The sequence below is a fragment of the Mycolicibacterium rhodesiae genome, from assembly GCF_002086695.1.
Lineage (GTDB): Bacteria > Actinomycetota > Actinomycetes > Mycobacteriales > Mycobacteriaceae > Mycobacterium > Mycobacterium rhodesiae.
Map to the genome: position 1 here is coordinate 39,983 of NZ_MVIH01000010.1, position 16,775 is coordinate 56,757.

Genomic DNA, 16,775 nt, shown 5'->3' on the forward strand with positions numbered 1-16,775 from the left:
GGGACGTTTGTGTCTGCTCGCGGGAAAAAGGGGGTGGGTGGCTGATGACGCAGATCTCGGAGACCGGGGCCCACGAGGCGCCGCCCGTCGAGATGGTCTCCCTTGTCATCGACGACGTCGAGGTGGCGGTACCGAAGGGCACCTTGGTGATTCGGGCCGCGGAGTTGATGGGGGTGCAGATCCCCCGGTTCTGCGACCACCCGCTGCTCGACCCGGTCGGTGCGTGCAGGCAGTGCCTGGTGGAGGTGGAAGGCCAGCGCAAGCCGATGGCCAGCTGCACCACTACCGTGTCCGACGGCATGGTGGTCCGCACCCAGTTCACCTCCGAGGCCGCGGACAGGGCTCAGCACGGGGTGATGGAGCTGCTGCTGATCAACCATCCGCTGGACTGCCCGGTCTGCGACAAGGGTGGGGAATGCCCACTGCAGAACCAGGCCATGTCCAACGGCCGGGTCGAAACCCGATTCGACGACATCAAACGCACCTTCCCCAAACCGATAAACCTGTCCAGCCAGGTGCTGCTGGACCGGGAACGGTGCGTGCTGTGCGCGCGCTGCACGCGGTTCAGCGAGCAGATCGCCGGCGATCCGTTCATCTCCCTGCTGGAACGCGGTGCGCTGCAACAGGTCGGGATCGGTCCCGGTGAACCGTTCGATTCCTACTTCAGCGGCAACACCGTGCAGATCTGCCCGGTCGGCGCGCTGACCGGAACCGCCTATCGGTTCCGGGCCCGGCCGTTCGATCTGGTGTCCAGCCCCAGCGTCTGCGAACACTGCGCCTCCGGGTGTGCCCAGCGCACCGATCACCGCCGCGGCGTGGTGTTGCGCCGACTGGCCGGCGACGACCCGGAAGTCAACGAGGAATGGAACTGCGACAAGGGTCGCTGGGCCTTCACCTACTCCCGGGTCGGTGACCGCATCACCACCCCGCTCGTGCGCGACGAGAACGGCGCGCTGCGTCCGGCGTCGTGGTCGGAGGCGATCGCGGTGGCCGCCGCAGGACTGCGGTCCGGGCGTGCCGGGGTGCTGGTGGGTGGCAGGGCGACCGTCGAAGACGCCTACGCGTACTCCAAGTTCGCGCGGATTGCGCTGGACACCAACGACATCGACTTCCGCTCCCGCCCGCACTCGACCGAAGAGCAGGACTTCCTCGCCGCGCACGTGGCCGGTCGCCGCGACGTCAGTTACGCGGATCTGGAAACCGCACCCGTGGTGGTGCTCGCCGGGTTCGAGCCCGAAGACGAGTCCCCGATCGTGTTCCTACGGTTGCGCAAGGCGGTCCGCAAGCACGGCCTGCGGGTCGTGAGCGTCGCGCCGATGGTGTCCCGCGGGTCGGAGAAACTCGCGGCACGGGTGGTGCTCACTGCGCCCGGCCTCGAGGCACCCGCCCTCGATGCGCTGGCCGATGAGCTGCCGGCCGGGGCGATCATCCTGGTCGGCGAACGGCTTGCCACCAGCGCGGGTGCGCTGTCAGCGGCGGCCCGCCTGGCCGAACGCACCGGGGCGCGGCTGGCCTGGATCCCCCGCCGCGCCGGTGATCGCGGAGCCGTCGAGGCCGGCTGCCTGCCCAACCTGCTGCCGGGCGCCCGGCCGGCCACGAATGAGGTTGCCCGCCAACAACTGGCGAGTGCATGGCATGTCGACGCTCTTCCGTCGGAGCAGGGTCGCGACGCAACGGAGATCCTCACCGCCGCCGCCGGCGGTGAGCTCGACGCGCTGCTGGTCGGCGGTGTCGACGCTATCGACCTGCCGGACCCGCCGGCCGCACTGGCGGCGATCGAATCGGCCGGCTTCGTCGTCAGCCTCGAGTTGCGGGAGTCCGCGATCACCGCGCTGGCCGACGTGGTCTTCCCGGTATCGCCCGTCGCCGAGAAGGCCGGTTCATTCCTGAACTGGGAGAACCGGATCCGTCCGTTCGAGCCGGCGCTGGCCTCCAACGCCTTTCCTGACCTGCGGGTGTTGCAGATCCTGGCCGACGAGCTCGGCGTCGACCTCGGGTTCCGCACCGTCGAAGATGCCCGGGCCGAACTGATCGCGCTCGGCCGATGGGACGGTGAACGGCCGGCCACGCCGTCGGTGGCGCCGAAAGAGCCACCGCCACTGGAGTCTGACGAAGCGGTGCTGGCCGGCTGGCGGTTGCTGCTCGATGACGGCCGATTGCAGAACGGTGAGCCGTACTTGGCGGGGACCGCACGCCCGTCCGTGGTGCGGCTGTCGGCGGCCACGGCCGCTGGGATCGGCGCAGTCGACGGCGACGTGGTCACCGTGTCGACGGGTCGTGGCGATATCGCCCTGCCACTGGCCGTCACCGAGATGGCCGACGGCGTGGTGTGGCTGCCGCTCAACTCGCCCGGCAGCGCCGTGTATCAACGGCTCGGCGTCATCCCCGGCACCGTCGTACGCATCGAGCGGGAGGCCCGCGCATGATCCCACCCGATCTGAGTGTGTTCGGTCATGATCCGTGGTGGCTGATCGGAATCAAAGCGGTTGCGGTCTTCGCGTTCCTGCTGCTGACCGTTCTGGTGGCGATCCTGCTGGAGCGCAAGATCCTGGGCCGCATGCAGATGCGGTACGGACCCAACCGGGTCGGGCCGTTCGGCATTCTGCAGTCCCTGGCCGACGGAATCAAGCTGGCACTCAAGGAGGGGCTCACCCCGGCCGGGGTGGACAAACCGATTTACCTTATGGCACCAGTCATTTCGGTGATCCCGGCGATCATGGCGTTCGCGGTGATCCCGCTGGGCCCGGTGGTCTCGGTGTTCGGCCACCGCACGCCACTGCAGTTGACCGATCTGCCGGTGGCGGTGCTCTACATTCTGGCGGTCACCTCGATCGGGGTGTACGGCATCGTGCTGGCGGGCTGGGCCTCGGGTTCCACCTACCCGCTTCTGGGTGGTCTGCGGTCCAGCGCACAGGTCATCTCCTATGAGATCGCGATGGCGCTGTCGTTCGCCGCGGTGTTCCTCTACGCCGGCACCATGTCCACCTCGGGGATCGTCGCCGCCCAGGAACACACCTGGTATGTATTCCTGCTGCTGCCCAGCTTCGCGGTGTACGTCACGTCGATGGTCGGCGAGACCAACCGGGCGCCGTTCGACCTGCCCGAGGCTGAAGGCGAACTGGTGGGCGGGTTCCACACCGAGTACTCCTCGCTGAAGTTCGCGATGTTCATGCTCGCCGAGTACGTGAACATGACCACTGTTTCCGCGCTGGCCACGACTTTGTTCCTGGGCGGCTGGCATGCGCCGTGGCCGATCAGTCTGATCGACGGAGTCAACACCGGCTGGTGGCCGCTGATCTGGTTCGTGGCGAAGGTGTGGACGTTCCTCTTCGTCTTCATGTGGCTGCGCGCCACCCTCCCCCGGCTTCGCTACGACCAGTTCATGGCTCTGGGCTGGAAGCTTCTCATCCCGGTGTCCCTGGTGTGGATCATGATCGTGGCCGTCCTGCACAGCATCGGCCACACCGGCATCATTCCCAACCTGATCGCCGCAGCGGTGCTGCTGCTGGCTGTGCTGGGCGCGAACTCGCTGCGGCACAAACTCATCCAGCGCAAGACAGCGCCTCCTCCCGCCGCGGTCGAAGGGTCGTTCCCGATACCTCCGTTGCCCGGCGCGCCGGCACCGAGCAAGGAGAAAGCAGATGCCTAAGTTCCTCGATGCAATCAAGGGTTTCGGCGTGACGTTCGGGACGATGTTCAAACGCCCGATCACCGAGGAGTATCCCGAGAAACCGGGGCCGGTGGCGCCGCGCTATCACGGCAGGCACCAACTCAACCGCTACCCCGACGGGTTGGAGAAGTGCATCGGCTGCGAGCTGTGCGCCTGGGCGTGCCCCGCCGACGCCATTTACGTGGAAGGCGCGGACAACACCGAGGAGCAACGCTTTTCACCCGGCGAGCGGTATGGCCGGGTCTACCAGATCAACTATCTGCGCTGCATCGGCTGCGGACTGTGCATCGAGGCCTGTCCCACCCGCGCTCTGACGATGACCAATGTCTACGAGATGGCCGACGACAACCGCTCCGACCTGATCTATGACAAGGACAAACTGCTGGCCCCGTTGCAGCCGGGAATGGAGGCGCCGCCGCACGCGATGGCGCCCGGCACAACGGACGACGACTACTACCTGGGACACGTCACCCCCAAGGGGGTAGCCCGGTGACGATCACGCTGCTGGCCGCCGAAACCCTCACCCGCACCTCCACTCCCGAGACCATCGCGTTCTGGATCCTCGCCGTCATCGCCGTGACCGGCGCGATCGGAGTGGTGGCCGCACCCAAGGCCGTCTATTCGGCGATCTTCCTCGCGACCACGATGATCGCGTTGGCGATGGTCTATGTCGCGCAGGACGCGTTGTTCCTCGGGGTGGTGCAGGTGGTGGTCTATACCGGCGCGGTGATGATGTTGTTCTTGTTCGTGCTCATGCTTGTCGGCGTCGACTCGTCGGAGTCGTTGGTGGAAACCATTCGGGGACAGCGGGTCGCCGCGATCGTCGCGGGTCTCGGATTCGGCGTCCTGCTGATCGCCGGGATCGGCAATATCGCCACCACCGGATTCGTCGGGCTCGCCGAGGCCAACGCCGGCGGCAACGTCCAGGGCCTGGCGACGTTGATCTTCACCCGCGATCTGTGGGCGTTCGAGTTGACCAGCGCGCTACTGATCACCGCGGCACTCGGGGCAATGGTCTTGGCCCACCGGGAGCGATTCGAGCGGCGAAAGACCCAGCGCGAGTTGGTCGTCGAACGCTTCCAGACCGGGGCTCGGGCCACGCCGCTTCCCAGCCCCGGTGTCTTCGCCCGCCACAATGCCGTCAACACCCTCGCTCGGCTCCCCGACGGCACCGACGAGGAATCCTCGGTCAGCACGATCCTTCGTACCAACGGCAACGGAGACGGTCAGCGATGAACCCGGCCAACTACCTGTATTTGTCGGCGTTGCTCTTCACGATCGGCGCTGCGGGAGTGTTGTTGCGCCGCAATGCGATCGTCATGTTCATGTGCGTCGAGTTGATGCTCAACGCCGCGAACCTCGCATTCGTGACCTTCTCCCGTATGCACGGCCATCTCGACGGGCAGGTGGTGGCGTTCTTCACCATGGTGGTCGCCGCCTGCGAAGTCGTGGTCGGTCTGGCCATCATCATGACGATCTTCCGGACCCGACGCAGCGCCAACGTCGACGACGCCCACCTGCTGCGGCACTGACATGCAGACACTGGTGTGGTTGACCATCGCGCTGCCCTTGGCCGGCGCGGTGATCCTGCTGCTGGGCGGTAAGGCCACCGACGCGTGGGGGCATCTGCTGGGCTGCGCCGCGGTGATCGGCGCGTTCGCCTGCGGCGCGGTGCTGTTCACCCACTTACTCGGTCTGCCCGGTGACGACCGGGCCGTGCACGAGGTGCTGTTCTCGTGGGTGCCCGTCGGGGTTCTGCGGGTGGACTTCGGCCTGCAGCTCGATGCGCTGTCCATCTGCTTCGTACTGTTGATCACCGGTGTGGGGGCGCTGATCCACATCTACTCGATCGGCTACATGAAAACCGATCCCGGGCGCAGGCGGTTTTTCGCCTACCTCAACCTGTTCGTCGCGGCGATGCTGCTGCTGGTGCTCGCCGACAACTACCTCGGCCTCTACATGGGTTGGGAGGGTGTGGGTCTGGCGTCGTATCTGCTGATCGGTTTCTGGTCGTACAAGCCGAGCGCGGCGACCGCGGCGAAGAAGGCGTTCGTGGTCAACCGGGTCGGTGACATGGGTCTGGCGATCGCGTTGATGGTGCTGTTCGCCACGCTGGGCTCGGTCACCTTCGGCACGGTGTTCAGCGCGGTGCCCCAGATGACATCGGGGGTGTTGACCGCCGTTGGTCTGCTGCTCCTTCTCGGGGCGTGCGGTAAGAGCGCGCAGGTGCCGCTGCAGTCCTGGCTCGGTGACGCCATGGAGGGGCCCACCCCGGTCTCCGCCCTCATCCACGCCGCCACCATGGTCACCGCCGGCGTCTATCTGATCGTCCGCTCCGGCCCGATCTTCACCGCCGCGCCCGCTGCGCAGACCGCCGTCGTGACCGTGGGTGCGGTCACCCTGCTGTTCGGCGCGATCATCGGCTGCGCCAAAGACGACATCAAAAAGGCCCTCGCTGCCTCCACCATGAGCCAGATCGGCTACATGGTGCTCGCCGCCGGACTCGGCCCCGCCGGCTATGCGGTGGCCATCATGCATCTGCTCACCCACGGCTTCTTCAAGGCCGGCCTGTTCCTCGGCGCCGGATCGGTAATGCACGCCATGGACGACGAAACCGACATGCGTCGCTTCGGCGGCCTGCGGACGCTGCTGCCCGTCACCTTTGTCACGTTCGGGCTGGGCTACCTCGCCATCATCGGCGTCCCACCGTTCGCCGGATACTTCTCCAAAGACGCCATCATCGAAACCGCCCTCAACTCCGGCGGATTCAAAGGATTCCTCCTCGGCGGCGCCGCCCTGCTCGGCGCCGGGATCACCGCCTTCTACATGACCCGGGTGATGTTGCTGACGTTCTTCGGGCAACGGCGCTGGAAACCCAACACCCACCCGCACGAGTCCCCCGCCTCGATGACCGCACCGATGATCGTCCTCGCGATCGGCTCGGTCGGCGCCGGCGCACTCTTCGCCATCGGCAACACCCTGGAGCACTGGCTCGAACCGGTCGTCGGCCATCACGAGGCCGCACACGTCCTTCCGGCCTGGATCATCACGGTCACCGCACTGGGCGTCGTCGCGATCGGCATCGCCGTGGCGTACCGGCAGTATGCGAACCACAAGGTTCCCGAGTCCGCGCCGCTGGACGTTTCCGCGTTGACCGTCGCAGCGCGCCGCGACCTCTACGGGGACGCGTTCAACGAGGCGGTGTTCATGCGTACCGGCCAGGAGGTCACCAAAGGCCTTGTCGCCGTGGATGAGAAGGGCGTCGACGGGGTGACGCAGGGGCTGGCCCTGGTGGTGGGCCGGTTCTCGGACCGCCTGCGCCAGGTACAGACCGGCTACGCCCGCTCCTACGCGTTGTCCATGTTGGCAGGTACGGCGCTGGTGGTCGCCGCAGTCCTCTTCACGGCGTGGAGGTGACCGGCATGATTCCCTGGCTGACCATCCTGTGGGCCATCCCGGTCATCGGTGCCGCAGTGATCATCGTGCTACCCGCCTCGCTGCGTCAGTTCGCGAAGTACGCCGGTGTGGTGGTGTCTCTTGCGGTTCTGGCGCTGTCGCTGATGCTCGCGGTGCGGTTCGCTCCGGCCGGTGGACAATTCCAGTTCGTCGAAAACCACCCGTGGATACCGTCGTTCGGCACCGGCTACATTCTCGGCCTCGACGGCATCGCCCTGGCTCTGGTGGTGCTCACCGCCGTGCTGGTGCCGATTCTGCTGATCGCCGGCTGGAACGACGCCGACGACCGACCGGGGCTGTCCGGTCGGGCATCGCACAGCTACATCGCGCTGATACTGGCCGTCGAAGGCATGGTGATGATGTCTCTGGTCGCCCTGGACATCCTGCTGTTCTATGTGTTCTTCGAAGCCATGCTGATCCCGATGTACTTCCTGATCGGCGGCTTTGGCGGCGCGGAAAGATCCAAAGCCGCGGTTAAGTTCCTGCTGTACAACCTGTTCGGCGGGTTGATCATGCTGGCCGCGGTGATCGGTCTCTACGTGGTGACCTCCGCCAGCAAGGTATTCGAGGCGGGAACGTTCGACTTCCGTGCCATCGCCGACGCCGTGGCCACCGGGAAGTTCACCATGAGCCCCGGCATCGCCAACGCGCTGTTTGCAGGGTTCATGTTCGCGTTCGCGGTGAAGGCTCCGCTGTGGCCGTTCCACCGGTGGCTGCCCGACGCCGCCGTCCAGGCCACACCCGCATCGGCGGTGTTGATGATGGCCGTCATGGACAAGGTCGGCACGTTCGGGATGCTGCGCTACTGCCTGCCGTTGTTCCCCGACTCCGCAACGTATTTCCGCCCGGTCATCATCGCGCTGGCCGTGATCGGCATCGTCTACGGCGCCGTCCTGGCGATCGGCCAGACCGACGTCATGCGGCTGATCGCCTACACCTCGATCAGCCACTTCGGCTTCATCATCCTCGGCATCTTCGTGATGACCAGCCAGGGGCAAGCCGGCTCCACCCTGTACATGGTCAACCACGGGATCTCCACCGCCGCATTGTTCTTGATCGCCGGGTTCCTGGTCAGCCGCCGCGGCAGCCGCCTCATCGCCGACTACGGCGGAGTCCAGAAAGTGGCACCCGTGCTGGCCGGTACGTTCCTGGTGGCAGGCCTGGCGACGCTGTCGCTCCCGGGACTGGCGCCGTTCATCAGTGAATTCCTGGTCCTCATCGGCACATTCACCCGCTATCCGGCCTTCGCCGTCATCGCCTCGGTGGCGCTGGTGCTCTCGGCGATCTACATCCTGTGGCTCTACCAGCGGATGATGACCGGTCCCGTCACCGACGGCACCGACCGTGTGCGGGATCTGCGGCCACGGGAAGTGCTCGTGGTGGCACCGCTGATCGCGCTGTTGATCGCCCTCGGGGTGTACCCGAAGATCGCGTTGGATGTCATCAACCCGGCGGTGGCCGCAACACTGACATCGATTCATCAACCCGACCCGGCGCCGACGGTCGCGGAGGGGGCTCACCCATGAACGCGCCCAGCATCGAATACAGCCAAGTCGCGCCGATGTTGATCGTCCTCGGCGTGGCCGTCGCCGGAGTGCTGGTCGAGGCGTTCGCGCCCCGCAAGAGCCGCTACCCCATTCAAGTCGCTCTGAGCCTCGCCGGCCTGGTGGCTGCGTTCGTCGCCGTGGTGCTGTTGGCTCGCGACCTACACGGGGTCGGCCAGGCCGTGGTGGTCGGCGCGGTCGCGGTCGATGCACCGGCGCTGTTCCTGCAGGGCACTATTCTGCTGATCGGTGTGCTCGGCGTGTTGCTGATCGCCGAACGCCGAACGCCTGCCGAATTCGAGGACAGCTCCGCCACGTTGGACGCCTTCACTCCGGACGCGTCGGCAGTGCCGGGCAGCGTCGCGGAGAAGATCGCCACCAAGGCCGCACTGGTGCAGACCGAAGTGTTCCCGCTGACCATGTTCGCCGTCGCCGGGATGATGCTGTTCCCGGCAGCCAACGACCTGCTGACGATGTTCGTTGCGCTGGAAGTGTTCTCGCTGCCGCTGTACCTGATGTGCGGGCTGGCCCGCCGCCGTCGGCTGCTATCCCAGGAATCCGCGCTCAAATACTTTCTGCTGGGCGCGTTCTCGTCGGCGTTCTTCCTCTACGGCATCGCCCTGCTGTACGGCTACGCGGGCACCCTGAGCCTGCCCGGCATCGCGCGCGCCATCGATGCCAGTGCCGACAACTCCACCCTGGCGCTGATCGGCGCGGCTCTGGTCGCCGTCGGTGTGTTGTTCAAGGTCGGCGCGGTGCCGTTCCACTCCTGGATCCCCGACGTCTACCAGGGTGCCCCCACCCCGATCACCGCGTTCATGGCGGCCGCCACCAAGGTTGCCGCCTTCGGCGCCATGTTGCGGATCTTCTACGTCGCGCTGCCCGGCCTCAACCACGAATGGCGGCCCGTCCTGTGGGCGGTGGCGATCCTCACCATGGTTGTCGGCACCATCACCGCGGTGACTCAGACCGACGTCAAGCGCATGCTTGCCTATTCGGCTGTGGCGCATGCCGGTTTCATCCTGACCGGGGTGATCGCCGCCAACCCGCCGGGGCTGTCGGCCACCCTGTTCTATCTCTTCGCGTACGGGTTCTCCACCCTCGGTGCGTTCGCCGTGGTGAGCGTGGTCCGCGACGCGACCGGGGCCGAGGAGACCGACATGTCACGCTGGGCCGGGCTGGGCCGGCGGTATCCCCTTGTCGGCGTGGTGTTTTCACTGTTCCTGCTTGCCTTCGCGGGCATACCACTGACCAGCGGTTTTGTCAGCAAGTTCGCGGTGTTCAAGGCGGCCGGGCAAGGCGGCGCGATCCCGCTGGTGGTAGTGGGCGTCATCGCCTCGGCGATCGCCGCGTACTTCTACGTACGGGTGATCGTGCTGATGTTCTTCACCGACCCGCCGCCGGACGCCCCGGAGGTCGTCACGCCAAGTTCGTTGAGCGTCGCGACCATCACCTTGACCGCGGCCATCACGTTCGCGCTCGGTGCACTGCCCCAGCCGCTGCTCGACCTGGTCGACCATGCGGCTAGATTCCTGAACTGATGATTCTTCTCAGCGATGACCACGGCGCCGTCCGGGTTCTGACGATGAACCGCCCCGAGGTACGCAATGCGTTGAGCACCGAGTTGTTCGAGGCGCTCTATGCCGCGCTCGGTGCCGCGGACGCCGACGGGTCGGTGCGCGCCGTGGTGCTCACGGGCACCGATCCGGCGTTCTGCGCCGGTGTCGACCTCAAGCAGGCACAGAGCCTGGGCATGGACTATTTCGGCCGGTTCGACAAGATGAACTGCATGAACGCCATCGTCGAGCTGAGCAAGCCGGTCGTCGGGGCGATAAACGGCGCGACCTTCACCGGTGGCTTGGAGATCGCATTGGCGTGTGACTTCCTGATCGCCTCGGAGCGTGCGGTTTTCGCCGACACCCATGCCCGCGTCGGGATCCTGCCCGGCGGCGGGATGACGGCGCGGCTGCCCCGGGTGGTCGGATCCGCAATGGCGCGCCGGCTGTCGATGACCGGCGAGGTCGTCGACGCCCAGCGCGCCGAGAAGATCGGACTGGTCACCGAAGTCGTTGCCCACGAACGCCTTCTGGCCCGCGCGCTTGACCTGGCCGCCCAGATCGCCGAGGTGCCGGCACCCACCATGGCGGGGCTCAAGGAGATCTATCGCACCGGGACCGCAGCGGTCACCGGGCCTGCGCTGAAGGCCGAACGAGCGGTGGCCGCCGACTCCCATGTCGACACCGAGGAGTTGGCCGCCCGCCAGCGTGAGGTCGCCGAGCGCAACAAGCGGCAGATGTAACTCTCGCCCATCTCGGCGCGTGAATGATTCAATATTCCCTGTGACAGACTGCGTTCGCGCCGGTGCGGCTCTCCTCGGCTTGGTGGTACTGCTCAGCGGGTGTGGATCGCATTCAGATCAGCCGCGCGAGTCCACCGCCACTCCCTCGACGGCGCAGGCGAGCCCGGCGCCGTCTGACCACCCGGCCGACCCATCCGGGGGCGGCAACGACGATGCGCCGGGCTCGATGATTCCCAGGTACGACGAGGCCACCTCGCCCGAGGCCAAGACGGGCCGCGACATCCAAGAGCAGGCCGACCTCCTGAACCATCTGTCGGATAGCGTCAACCGCACACTCAAACTGCCACACGACGTCCAGTTGATCGGTAAGCAATGCGATACGGCCAACGCGTGGTGGGATCCGAACGACAACTCGGTGACGCTCTGCTACGAAGAAGCGACGGAGGGTCTGGAGATCTACACCAAAGCCGGTGACGCCGATCCGAGGGCGTCCACCGTCAACGGTGAGATCGCCACCTTCTATCACGAGCTCGGCCATATGGTGATCAGCCTCTATGACCTGCCCATCACCGGCCGCGAAGAGGATGTCGCAGACCAGCTTTCGGCTTACATCCTGTTGACGCCGGGTCCGGACGGCAAGGTCGACCCAGCCAATGTGCAGGCCATCAAAGACTCGGCCCGTGAATTCCAGGGCTACGCCGAGGCCGCCGGTGAACTCGACGACACCGACCTCGCCGGTGGCCATTCGCCGAACAAGGTCAGAGCCTTCAACATGGAATGCTGGCTCTACGGCTCAGATCCGGCCGCCAACGGCGACCTGGTCGGCGACGGCCATCTTCCCCAGAGCCGGGCCGAACTGTGCGACGACGAATGGGACAAGCTGAGCCACGCGTGGAGCCAGTTGCTGGGCCCGCACTTGAAGTAGCGGCGCCGGCCCTTTACCCCAGCGCGGACTGGGTGTTCGTGAACGGGGCGAAGCTGCCGTCGAGCGCTTCGAGGTGACCGATGGTGCGGCCCGTGACGACGTTCGGGTCGACGAGCGCCAATTCGACTGCGGCACGGGCGAACTCTTCTTCAGGGGAGACACTCGCGAATTCGCTGCGGTAGTAAGACAGCCCCGGCGTCGGGATCGGCTTCGACGGCGCCAACGCGTTGACCGCGATGTTGTGCCGCTGCAGATCGTAAGCCGCGCACCAGGTCAGGTGCTCGAGCGCGGCCTTGGATCCGCCGTAGCCGGGCAGCACCCCGCCGGCGAAGTTCTGGTACGGGCCGTCACCGGGAACCCGGGACGCCACCGACGTGACGTTGATGATCGAGCCGAGTCCGGCGGCGAACATGTCAGGGCACACCAGCTGCATCAACTCGTAGGAGGCGAACACTCCGATCTCGAAATGCCGGCGATAGGCGGTGAACGGAATCGTCACGAAGCCCGGCCATTCGGCGTTGGCAGCCGCCTGCGCACTCGTGGGCTTAGCCGTCTTCGGTGCGGCATCCGGCTTGGGCGGACGTCCCGGCGCCGTGAATGCGGCGTTATTCACCAGAATCGTGATGGGCCCCAACGCCACCCGGGCTTCGTCGACCAGACGTGGAAGGTCGTCGCGGTCGAGGAGATCGGCGGCGATCGCCACCGCCTGTCCACCGCCCGCTTCGATCGCCGCGACGGTTTCCCCGATGGTGCCCGGCAGCCGGTCGTCCCATTGCTGTTGGGTCCGGGCCACCACCGCCACCGCGGCGCCCTCAGCAGCGAGCGCCAGGGCGGTCGCGCGGCCAAGCCCTCGGCTCGCACCGGTGACGATCGCGGTTCGGCCGGCGAGTCGTCCAGTCATCGCACTCCTGACAGTCATAACGCCACCCCGTGGACGAGGATCGCCGCGGTCTGGTCGACCCAGCTCGCGTCGAGAACATCGTCGGGGCGCAACAGTAACCGCATCATCGTCGCACCACCGATCAGTTCGATGAGGCGTTCCGGGTCGACGTCGGCGTGCACTTCGCGGCAGTGCACCGCTTCGGTCAGGCGATCCCGCACCGCGGCGAACAGTTCGGTGAACCGGGACATCACCCGCGCGTTCAGTGCTGCGTCCGCGCTCATGTCCGCGATCAGCCCGGGCAGCGCGGCGCGCACCACCGGGCTGGTGAATACGTCGCGAGTGGCCGAGAGCATCGCGCGGACATCGGCCGCGATATCCCCGGCCGGCGTCGTCAACGCCGTCGGCGCGGTCGGAAACGCCGCCTCATGGACCAACTCGGCCTTGCTCGACCAGCGGCGGTACAGCGCCGTCTTCGTCGTTCCCGCCCGCTCGGCGACAGCCGCCAAAGTCAGATTCGGATAACCGATTTCGACAAGCAGCTCCGCCGTCGCACGCAGTATGGCAGCGTCGATACGCGGATCGCGGGGCCTCCCCGGGACCGCGGTCTTGTCAAGCGAAGACGCGTCTGCTTTCATAACGCTACCCACCGTATCGTAATAGGGTTGGAGAGGACAAAGGTGACCAACCAACCGTCTGTAGAAACCGACCTCGATCGGTTGCAGCGTTCCGGTCGTGACGTCAGCACCGTTCCCGCGCTGTTGTCGGAATGGCTGTCCACCGTCATGCCCTGCGGCGTGACGCCCGAGGTGACCGTCGAGAGCGGTATCGACTCCAACGGCATGTCGTCGGAGACGATCATCCTGACCGGTCGCTGGGAAGAGGACGGCAAGAAGATCGAGCAGAAGTGGGTGGCGCGGGTGGCGCCCACCGAGGAGGACGTCCCGGTCTTCATCACCTACCGGATGGACCATCAATTCGAGGTCATCCGATTGGTCGAGGAGCTGACCGACGTCCCCGTGCCCAAGGTGCGCTGGATCGACCCCACCGGCAAGGTCCTCGGCGCTCCCTTCTTCCTGATGAACCACGTCGAGGGCATCGTTCCGCCCGATGTGATGCCGTATACGTTCGGCGACAACTGGTTTGCCGACGCGCCCGCCGAGCAGCAGCGTGCACTGCAGGACGCGACGGTCGAGGTGCTGGCCAAGCTGCACTCGATCCCCAACGCAGCCGACACGTTCGGCTTCCTCGCCGAGGCGGTCCCCGAGGGTGATACCCCGCTGCGCCGCCAATTGAACTGGCTCAAGGGCTGGTACGAGTTCGCCGTGCCGGACATCGGCCGCTCACAGTTGGTCGAAACTGCGCTGAAATGGCTTGAGGACAACTTCCCCGCCGACGTTGCGGCGACCGAACCGGTTCTGGCGTGGGGTGATTCGCGTATCGGCAATGTGCTCTACGAGGATTTCCGGCCGGTGGCCGTGCTCGACTGGGAGATGGCAACCCTGGGTCCGCGCGAGCTCGACGTGGCGTGGATCATCTTCGCGCACATGGTCTTTCAAGAGCTCTCCGGCTTGGCAGGGATGCCTGGGCTGCCGGACGTGATGCGCGAAGAGGACGTTCGCGCCACCTACGAGAAGCTGACCGGAGTCGAACTCGGTGACCTGCGCTGGTTCTACGTATACTCCGGGGTGATCTGGTGCTGCGTGTTCATGCGCACCGGTGCGCGGCGCGTGCACTTCGGCGAGATCGAAAAACCAGAGGACGTCGAGTCGACGTTCTACCACGCCGGCCTGCTGCGCCGGCTCATTGAGGAGGCATAGCCGCCAATGCTCGGACCACTCGACGAATACCCCGTCCACCAGGCGCCGCTGCCGATCGCCTGGCCGAACTCCTCGGACCGGAACTTCTACGACCGCAGCTATTTCAACTGCCATGACCGCACCGGGGACATCTTCTTGATCACCGGCATCGGCTACTACCCCAACCTCGGCGTCAAGGACGCCTATGTACTCGTGAGGCGGGGTGACACGCAGACCGCGGTCCACGTGTCCGATGCGATCGATCAGGACCGGCTCAACCAACACTGCAACGGTTACCGCGTCGAGGTGATCGATCCGCTGCAGAAGGTGCGGATCGTGATGGACGAGACCGAGGGTATGGCCGTCGACCTCACGTGGGAGGGGTTGTTCCCGGTTGTTCAGGAGCAGCCGCACATCATGCGTCAGGGCAACCGCGTGACGCTGGACGCGCAGCGGTTCGCCCAATTGGGTTCCTGGGCAGGGCATATCGTGATCGACGGCGAGGAGATCACCGTCGACCCGTCGGTATGGATCGGCAGCCGCGACCGGTCGTGGGGTATCCGTCCCATCGGCGAGGCCGAACCCGCCGGTCGGCCGGCCGACCCGCCGTTCGAAGGCATGTGGTGGCTGTATGTCCCGATGGCCTTCGAGGACTACGCGATCGTCATCATCATCCAGGAGGCGCCCGACGGTTTCCGCTCGCTGAACGACTGCACGCGGATCTGGCGTGACGGACGGGTCGAGCAGCTGGGTTGGCCGCGGGTCAAGATCCACTACCGCTCCGGCACTCGCATTCCGACCGGCGCGACCATCGAGGCGACGGACGCCAACGGCGCGAACCTCCGGTTCGATGTGGAGTCCAAGTTGCCGGTACCGATCCATGTCGGCGGCGGCTACGGCGGCGACTCGGATTGGATCCACGGTGTGTGGAAGGGCGAGAAATTCGCCGAGCGGCTCACCTATGACATGACCGATCCGGCCATCATCGGACGCTCCGCGTTCGGCGTGATCGACCACGTCGGGCGGGCGGTGTGCCACGACGGCAGCAAGTCCGCCGAGGGCTGGGGCCTGTTCGAGCACGGCGCGCTGGGCCGCCACGACCCGTCGGGCTTCGCCGACTGGCTGACGGTCGCGCCGTAACCACATCGTGAAAGTCTTGACGGCCTTGTTCGGGCCTACCGATGCGGTCGATCGTGCCCGGGCCCTGCGCGATGCCGGTGCCAGCGGTGTCTTCACGTTCGAAGGCCCGCACGACGTGTTCGCGCCGCTGACGCTGGCTGCCGGTGTCGGCGGCCTGGACCTGATGACCAATGTGGCAATCGCGTTCCCGCGCAACCCGATCCAGTTGGCCCACCAGGCTTACGATCACCAGTTGCTTGCCCAAGGCCGGTTCATCCTCGGACTGGGCACCCAGGTGCGGGCCCAGATCGAGAAGCACTACGGCGCGGCGTTCGACAAGCCGGTCGCGCGGATGCACGAGTTGGTTCGCGCGCTGCGGGCCATCTTTGCCACCTGGGAGACCGGCGAGCGACTGGATTTCCGCGGCGAGTACTACCGGCACACCCTGATGACACCGATGTTCAATCCCGGCCCGAATCCCTTTGGCCCGCCGCCGATCTACGTCGGCGCGCTCGGTCCTCGGCTGACCAGGGCCACCGCGGAGGTGGCGGACGGGCTGCTGGTGATGCCGTTCGGCTCGGCGAAGTTCCTGCGGGAGTCGACGATGCCTGCGGTGCGCGACGGGCTGGCCGCGGCCGGACGATCAGAGTCGTCGTTCGCGATCGTGCCTGAGATCATCCTGTCCGCGGGCGAGGATCACGACGCGACGCGGCGGCTGCTGGCGTTCTACGGGTCCACCCCGGCGTACCGCCCGGTGCTCGACATCCACGGCTGGGGTGATCTGCAGCCCGAGCTGAATTCGATGTCCAAGCAAGGCAAATGGCAGGAGATGGCCGGCCTCATCAGTGATGAGGTCTTGCACACCATCGCTGCGTGCGGCACCCCGAAGCAGATCGCCGCACACATCCGGGAACGGGTGGACGGCGTCGGCGACACCGTCTGCCTGTATCAGCCGGGCCCGATCGCCACCGAGACACTGGCCGAGATCGTCGACGAACTCGCCCGCTAGCGCCGCCGAAGTCGACGTTCTGCGGCTCGCCACTCGCCCTTTCGCGGCCAAACGTTGGTTTGGGCGATCGGGAC

At 66.3% G+C, this 16,775-nt stretch carries 15 protein-coding genes; 13 read left to right on the forward strand and 2 right to left on the reverse strand.

What is annotated here, in order from left to right; genetic code table 11:
* The first annotated feature begins 44 nt into the window (after window positions 1-44).
* Genes BST42_RS19655 through BST42_RS19700 form a run of 10 tightly spaced genes read left to right on the forward strand, consistent with a single transcriptional unit; the run spans window position 45 to window position 11,894 of the window.
* Entirely contained in the window at window positions 45-2,426 is a 2,382-nt protein-coding gene (locus tag BST42_RS19655) for an NADH-quinone oxidoreductase subunit G (protein ID WP_083120996.1), read from the forward strand.
* On the forward strand, window positions 2,423-3,649 hold the full coding sequence (gene nuoH, locus BST42_RS19660) for an NADH-quinone oxidoreductase subunit NuoH (RefSeq protein WP_083120997.1): 1,227 nt from the start codon (window positions 2,423-2,425) through the stop codon (window positions 3,647-3,649). The genes BST42_RS19655 and nuoH overlap by 4 nt, the downstream gene beginning before the upstream one ends.
* Entirely contained in the window at window positions 3,642-4,163 is a 522-nt protein-coding gene (gene nuoI, locus BST42_RS19665) for an NADH-quinone oxidoreductase subunit NuoI (protein ID WP_083120998.1), read from the forward strand. Before nuoH ends, nuoI begins: the two co-directional genes overlap by 8 nt.
* Window positions 4,160-4,906, forward strand: coding sequence for an NADH-quinone oxidoreductase subunit J (locus BST42_RS19670; RefSeq protein WP_083120999.1), 747 nt, complete (start codon window positions 4,160-4,162; stop codon window positions 4,904-4,906). Before nuoI ends, BST42_RS19670 begins: the two co-directional genes overlap by 4 nt.
* Window positions 4,903-5,202 (forward strand): NADH-quinone oxidoreductase subunit NuoK, encoded by a 300-nt coding sequence (gene nuoK, locus BST42_RS19675; protein ID WP_036339939.1) that lies wholly within the window; start codon window positions 4,903-4,905, stop codon window positions 5,200-5,202. The genes BST42_RS19670 and nuoK overlap by 4 nt, the downstream gene beginning before the upstream one ends.
* Before the next feature lies 1 nt (window position 5,203).
* The gene (nuoL, locus tag BST42_RS19680; protein ID WP_083121000.1) at window positions 5,204-7,087 is read left to right on the forward strand and encodes an NADH-quinone oxidoreductase subunit L; all 1,884 of its coding nucleotides are present in this window, start codon (window positions 5,204-5,206) and stop codon (window positions 7,085-7,087) included.
* A 5-nt stretch (window positions 7,088-7,092) separates the two neighbouring features.
* Complete coding sequence (locus tag BST42_RS19685) at window positions 7,093-8,652, forward strand: NADH-quinone oxidoreductase subunit M (RefSeq protein ID WP_083121124.1); 1,560 nt, start codon at window positions 7,093-7,095, stop codon at window positions 8,650-8,652.
* Entirely contained in the window at window positions 8,649-10,211 is a 1,563-nt protein-coding gene (gene nuoN, locus BST42_RS19690; RefSeq protein WP_083121001.1) for an NADH-quinone oxidoreductase subunit NuoN, read from the forward strand. The genes BST42_RS19685 and nuoN overlap by 4 nt, the downstream gene beginning before the upstream one ends.
* Window positions 10,211-10,969: an enoyl-CoA hydratase gene (locus BST42_RS19695; RefSeq protein WP_083121002.1), complete on the forward strand. Its 759-nt coding sequence runs from the start codon at window positions 10,211-10,213 to the stop codon at window positions 10,967-10,969. The genes nuoN and BST42_RS19695 overlap by 1 nt, the downstream gene beginning before the upstream one ends.
* Before the next feature lie 40 nt (window positions 10,970-11,009).
* On the forward strand, window positions 11,010-11,894 hold the full coding sequence (locus BST42_RS19700; RefSeq protein ID WP_237159512.1) for a DUF4344 domain-containing metallopeptidase: 885 nt from the start codon (window positions 11,010-11,012) through the stop codon (window positions 11,892-11,894).
* 13 nt (window positions 11,895-11,907) lie between these two features.
* Here the strand turns inward: BST42_RS19700 and BST42_RS19705 are convergent, their stop codons facing one another.
* Together BST42_RS19705 and BST42_RS19710 are read right to left on the reverse strand one after the other, a co-directional pair.
* Window positions 11,908-12,795, reverse strand: a complete 888-nt coding sequence (locus tag BST42_RS19705; RefSeq protein WP_083121004.1) for an SDR family NAD(P)-dependent oxidoreductase — start codon at window positions 12,793-12,795, stop codon at window positions 11,908-11,910.
* Window positions 12,796-12,809: 14 nt separating this feature from the next.
* A complete protein-coding gene (locus tag BST42_RS19710) occupies window positions 12,810-13,412 on the reverse strand; it encodes a TetR/AcrR family transcriptional regulator C-terminal ligand-binding domain-containing protein (RefSeq protein WP_083121005.1) in 603 nt (200 codons plus the stop codon).
* 42 nt (window positions 13,413-13,454) lie between these two features.
* Here BST42_RS19710 and BST42_RS19715 point away from each other — a divergent pair, with 42 nt between their 5' ends.
* From BST42_RS19715 to BST42_RS19725, 3 genes are read left to right on the forward strand one after another with little or no spacing between them, the layout of a single operon-like run.
* The gene (locus BST42_RS19715; RefSeq protein WP_083121006.1) at window positions 13,455-14,594 is read left to right on the forward strand and encodes a phosphotransferase family protein; all 1,140 of its coding nucleotides are present in this window, start codon (window positions 13,455-13,457) and stop codon (window positions 14,592-14,594) included.
* Between the two features lie 6 nt (window positions 14,595-14,600).
* Window positions 14,601-15,713: an Rv3169 family protein gene (locus tag BST42_RS19720; RefSeq protein ID WP_083121007.1), complete on the forward strand. Its 1,113-nt coding sequence runs from the start codon at window positions 14,601-14,603 to the stop codon at window positions 15,711-15,713.
* 7 nt (window positions 15,714-15,720) lie between these two features.
* On the forward strand, window positions 15,721-16,701 hold the full coding sequence (locus tag BST42_RS19725; protein ID WP_083121008.1) for a TIGR03617 family F420-dependent LLM class oxidoreductase: 981 nt from the start codon (window positions 15,721-15,723) through the stop codon (window positions 16,699-16,701).
* Window positions 16,702-16,775: the final 74 nt, after the last annotated feature.

Excerpts from the sequence above, each read along its gene's own strand:
- nuoK (WP_036339939.1), top strand. The coding sequence starts at position 4,903 with ATGAACCCGGCCAACTACCTGTATTTGTCGGCGTTGCTCTTCACGATC.
- BST42_RS19710 (WP_083121005.1), bottom strand. The coding sequence starts at position 13,412 with ATGAAAGCAGACGCGTCTTCGCTTGACAAGACCGCGGTCCCGGGGAGG.
- BST42_RS19685 (WP_083121124.1), top strand. The coding sequence starts at position 7,093 with ATGATTCCCTGGCTGACCATCCTGTGGGCCATCCCGGTCATCGGTGCC.
- BST42_RS19705 (WP_083121004.1), bottom strand. The coding sequence starts at position 12,795 with ATGACTGGACGACTCGCCGGCCGAACCGCGATCGTCACCGGTGCGAGC.
- nuoH (WP_083120997.1), top strand. The coding sequence starts at position 2,423 with ATGATCCCACCCGATCTGAGTGTGTTCGGTCATGATCCGTGGTGGCTG.
- BST42_RS19720 (WP_083121007.1), top strand. The coding sequence starts at position 14,601 with ATGCTCGGACCACTCGACGAATACCCCGTCCACCAGGCGCCGCTGCCG.
- BST42_RS19655 (WP_083120996.1), top strand. The coding sequence starts at position 45 with ATGACGCAGATCTCGGAGACCGGGGCCCACGAGGCGCCGCCCGTCGAG.
- nuoI (WP_083120998.1), top strand. The coding sequence starts at position 3,642 with ATGCCTAAGTTCCTCGATGCAATCAAGGGTTTCGGCGTGACGTTCGGG.
- nuoN (WP_083121001.1), top strand. The coding sequence starts at position 8,649 with ATGAACGCGCCCAGCATCGAATACAGCCAAGTCGCGCCGATGTTGATC.
- BST42_RS19695 (WP_083121002.1), top strand. The coding sequence starts at position 10,211 with ATGATTCTTCTCAGCGATGACCACGGCGCCGTCCGGGTTCTGACGATG.
- nuoL (WP_083121000.1), top strand. The coding sequence starts at position 5,204 with ATGCAGACACTGGTGTGGTTGACCATCGCGCTGCCCTTGGCCGGCGCG.